Raw genomic sequence first — 4,629 nt, forward strand, 5'->3', positions numbered from 1 at the left:
TAGATATACCTCTTTCTTAACTATGCTTATTCTACCTCATATTTTCGAGATCCTTAACAGGTTCTAAGAGTAGCTAAGGAACTAGCTACAAAATAAAATGCATTAGCCTCACTAAGCAAATTGCTCATTACTCCCCTCCCCCCACGTTCAGTAGTCTTGTATATATTTATTAAAATTCTCTTATCTGTGGAGGAATTATAGTGCTGCACCTACAACAAACTTCCCATTTTCAGTCTGCTAGCTAAAAATGGCTAAGGTCTTATGTATCCAGTGTACAACTGTACTCAAAATGTGTGGCAGCTGTTGGTCGGGGTAGAACATCCACTGGTATATCCAGGATCTTCCACAAATGAAGGAACAGACGTTTCGCCTGGCAAATATTGTGCAACTTCTTCTACTAACACGGACTTTATTGCTTGAATCACTTGTAATATTACTTTTTTATCATCATCTCTGATCACTTCATTTTCCCTTACTAATTTTTCTACCTCATCTGTTATATACTCTATCGCCTGTTGCAAAAAAAGCACTTCTTCTTGTTTCTTTTTCGACAAATCTTCTTGAAGTTGTTCTATTTGAGAGGATTGCTCCAAAAGTGAACTGTTTAATTCTTTCACCTTATTATCGTGATCATCCTTCACTGTTGTTAATGTGTTATCAGATTCTTTCTCTTCTTTTTGTAAAGATAATAACTCCTTTTTCAGCTCCTCAATTTTAGATAAGTACTCTTTCTCCTTTGTACACAATTTATCAACTTTACTTTCAAGATCAGTGCGCTTTTGACGTTCATCACTAACTTTACCTTCTAATTCTTTCTTTTCCTTTTCCGATTGGCATAACTTCTTCTCTAATTCTTCTATGTCGCTTTCTGAGCTCTCATGTTGTTCTTACGATTCTAAAGTTTTTAATTGTTTTACTTCTTCTACTTCTACTTTTTTTCTTAACATAGTTAATTGAGTACGCAGAGAAGAAGCTTCCCTACTTTTATGTTCTAATTCCAAGTTTAATTCATCTTCATATTCCAATCTTAAGCGTAACTCATCTTCATATTCTGACTTTAAACATAACTTATTCTTTTCACTTTCTAATTTGCATTGACACAATTCCCCCATTAAAGAATCTACTCTTTCATTCAATCTTGTACTTTCATCACGTAACTCTTGGTGTTCAAGAGAAAGCATCTCCTCCTTATGTTTTAACTGACCTTTTACTTTTGCACTCAATTCTGTATTTTCATCGTGTAAATCTTTGTTCTTATTATTAAGGGCACCTATCTTACCCTCTAATTCTCGGATTTGATTACCTTTATTATTTAACTCTTTTGTAGCATCATCTAATTTTTGCTGTGCATCATCTTGTTGTGTCTTTAACTGCTCTATTTCCTTATTTAACCCTGCAATTTCGCTTTCCAAATCTTGCTTTTCTCGAGTTAATTGATCTTTTAATTCCTTCACTTCTTTATTTACAGCTTATTTAGCTTTTTCTCCCAGAGCTATTTTACTTTCTAACTCTTGTACCCTACTCTCTGATTGTTGTTTTACGCTTTCTAACTCTTGCTCTTTTTCAGCAAATTTATTTTTCTCAACCTCTATTTTCTTATTATTACTAATTATTTTACATGAAAGTGCAAGCACCAAAATAGAAAGTATAGACAAACTCAAAGCAACAGGAAGAGCTACATTAAAGGCTGCAACTGAAGACAAGAACTTAACATAAGGGGCAACAGCAAGTGTCCCAGACGCAAGCAATACCAAAGTAGCAAGAGCACCAGCTATAAGATATGGTGCATTGGCTTTATTATATAAATCCCCCATTATTATTCTCTCACAATCAATAATGACTATGATAGCATAGATATCAAAGGAAGTGAAGCTATAAAAATCAGTATAAGTCTATATTCACTATGTATTTCCCGTCTTCAGTTTCAAGCTCAGACTGCATCCACTCTATCGTTTCCGCATTGCACACTGCCTGCAAATCATCCTGTGCGGATTGATCCAACTTATCCTCTTGTACGCTCGCTTTTATCATCAACTTTTTTATCAGATGCTTAACTGATACATTATTATCTGCCTTCATCTTTCTGATAATATTTAATATCTGAATAACATTATCTCCCATTTCCTCTGAATATTTATCGTAGATAAGTTCTTCTTTGCTCGGCCAATTACTTTGATTGTGTACAGAATTATAACTATACAACTGGTGGTATATCTCTTCTGTAATGTAAGGCAAGAAAGGTGCAAATAACCGCAAAATAATATTCAGTACATATGCCAAACTTTGTTTTACACTGAAGGTTGCTTCACTGCTTCCGTACGCGCGTTTTTTTACTAATTCCAAGTAGTTATCACAAAAATCCTTCCAAAAAAATTCTTCTACTGCACTCAAAGCTTCACAGTATTCAAACTGTAATAGGTTATTCGTTGCTCTACCTATTACTTTGTACAGCTTAGACAGTATCCATTTATCCATCGTCTCACTGATGGAATTTATGCTTACTGTTTGATGCTTTTCCATGAACATGGAAACAAACTTGCTAGCGTTCCAAAGTTTTGTAACGAGGCGCTTGCCAATTTTGAATATATTTTCAGAGTAGACTGTATCAACTCCAAGCCTTGAGTTCGCTGCCCAATAGCGCACTACATCAGCTCCATAAGTTTCAAGTATTACATGAGGAGTGATGATGTTACCCTTTGATTTACTCATCTTTTTCTTATCATCGGTTAAACACCAACCGCTGATCATAATGTTTTTCCAAGGTAAAGAATTTGCATGATAATGTGCCTTTAAAATAGTATAAAAAGCCCAAGTTCTGATTATCTCATGGCTCTGGCTGCGCAGATCTGCAGGAAATATCGTATCATAGCGATGATTTGGTAAGCTAAACTCACTGTTTACTGCCAGTGCACTCAGTTGAGGAGTAATTGAACTTGTGGCCCAAGTATCCATTACATCTTGATCTGGGATAATCTCTTCTTTGCTATACCCTTTTGGCAAATCTTTGAGTGGATCAATAGGTAGGGCCTTTATTTCAGCTAGAATAATTTTACCTTCTTCTCCCTTACGTTTAGAATACCACGCTGGAAATGGCACACCAAAATAGCGCTGCCTTGAGATGCACCAGTCCCAATTTAGCCCTTCTATCCACACTTCCATACGTTTACGCATATTGCTTGGGTGCCAATTGCATTCTTTTACTTTATCTAATACTTGAGCTTTTTGCTCTAAAATCTTGATAAACCATTGATAAGTAGGTAATATCTCAAGTGGTGCACCAGATCTTTCTGCGCACTTAACAGAATGAGAAATGTTAGTGCTTTCTATCAAAAGTCCTTTTCCACTCGAGATTTCAATCATCCTCTTTCTTGCTGCTGTAACTTTCAATCCATTTATTTCATCGTAGATTCCAGTGTCAGCTACTTTCATGACGCCGGGGTGTGGTGGAATGACATCATCTAGATTCATCCTCCCATCCTGATCGATGATAATTTTCATCGGCAGGTTATGCTTTTGCTGCCAATACATGTCGAGTTCATCACCGAATGTACAACACATAACAAGCCCGGTGCCTTTATCTATTTTAACCTTATCATCTGCTATTATTGGAACTTTCTCCTCTGTTATTGGCACTACCGCTGTTTTCCCGATCAGATGAGTGTAGCGCGTATCCTCTGGATGACAAAAAACTGCAACGCATGCTGGAAGTAGTTCAGGTCGCGTAGTTGCAATATTGATCTGCTCATTTTCTTGAGTAGAGAAAACTATCGTGTTTAAGGATGACTCAAAAACTTTATCTTCTATTTCTGCTTGCGCAATTGCTGTTTTATCAACCGGGTCCCAAAGGATAGGCTGCATTTTTCTATATGCATATCCCTTGTTATATAGATCAATAAACGACATCTGTGAAAGCGTCACAGTTTCCTTGCTGATCGTGTGATATTCCAAATCCCAGTCATAACTAATGCCGACCGATTTAAATAGTTCCTTGAATTCTTGCTTTGATTTTTCAATAACCTCATGGCACATCTCTATAAATTTTTCCCTGCCAACTTCTTTTGCGCGGGTTTTATAGGTTTGCTCAACCAATCTTTCAGTGGGAAGCCCATTATCATCAAACCCAATTGGGTAAAACACATCTTTTCCCAGCATGCGCTGAAACCTTGCAATAAAGTCCGTGTGGCAATAGCTAAATATATGGCCAATATGGAGTTTTCCCGATATTGTCGGTGGAGGCGTGTCTATAGTGAAAGTGTTATCCTTTTCACCATTCCATTTATAAACTTTACTACCTTCCCATAATATGTTGTATTTGTCTTCAACTTCTTTAAAGCCGTATTTTTCTTTTAACATAAATATTTCTCAATTTTAAACCTTAAGCTAGCAACGTTATACCGCCGCGGTATCTCTAGATCCCTCTAACAAGCAGCGGAATGACGATGGTCGGTAAACCTAAATTACTTTAGCTATAGCACAATTAAGTAAATACGGCAATTTTACGCCAAAATTTTTTGTTTACGAACATAAATTTTCTATGCTATGATAAAAATATTACTTGACCTTAGAACCTGTTAAGGATCTCGAAAATATGAGGTAAAATAAGCATAGTTAAGAAAGAGGTATATCTAT

4 protein-coding genes are annotated in these 4,629 nt (G+C 36.2%); all 4 read right to left on the reverse strand.

The window, feature by feature from the left end:
• Positions 1-284: 284 nt before the first annotated feature.
• The 4 genes from OZD61_RS01880 to OZD61_RS01895 all read right to left on the reverse strand — a co-directional run bounded on the left by OZD61_RS01880 (position 285) and on the right by OZD61_RS01895 (position 4,353).
• Positions 285-746 carry a hypothetical protein gene (locus OZD61_RS01880; RefSeq protein ID WP_274979645.1) on the reverse strand — a complete coding sequence of 154 codons (462 nt, stop codon included), beginning with the start codon at positions 744-746 and terminating at the stop codon, positions 285-287.
• A gap of 141 nt (positions 747-887) precedes the next feature.
• Positions 888-1,454 (reverse strand): hypothetical protein, encoded by a 567-nt coding sequence (locus OZD61_RS01885; RefSeq protein ID WP_274979646.1) that lies wholly within the window; start codon positions 1,452-1,454, stop codon positions 888-890.
• 15 nt (positions 1,455-1,469) lie between these two features.
• Positions 1,470-1,814: a hypothetical protein gene (locus OZD61_RS01890; protein WP_274979647.1), complete on the reverse strand. Its 345-nt coding sequence runs from the start codon at positions 1,812-1,814 to the stop codon at positions 1,470-1,472.
• Positions 1,815-1,881: 67 nt separating this feature from the next.
• Positions 1,882-4,353 carry a valine--tRNA ligase gene (locus OZD61_RS01895; protein ID WP_274979648.1) on the reverse strand — a complete coding sequence of 824 codons (2,472 nt, stop codon included), beginning with the start codon at positions 4,351-4,353 and terminating at the stop codon, positions 1,882-1,884.
• Between the last annotated feature and the right edge of the window lie 276 nt (positions 4,354-4,629).

The sequence above is a fragment of the Wolbachia endosymbiont of Drosophila bocki genome (genome assembly GCF_028982005.1).
GTDB classification, from domain to species: Bacteria; Pseudomonadota; Alphaproteobacteria; order Rickettsiales; family Anaplasmataceae; genus Wolbachia; species Wolbachia pipientis.

Excerpts from the sequence above, each read along its gene's own strand:
- OZD61_RS01890 (WP_274979647.1), bottom strand. The coding sequence starts at position 1,814 with ATGGGGGATTTATATAATAAAGCCAATGCACCATATCTTATAGCTGGT.
- OZD61_RS01895 (WP_274979648.1), bottom strand. The coding sequence starts at position 4,353 with ATGTTAAAAGAAAAATACGGCTTTAAAGAAGTTGAAGACAAATACAAC.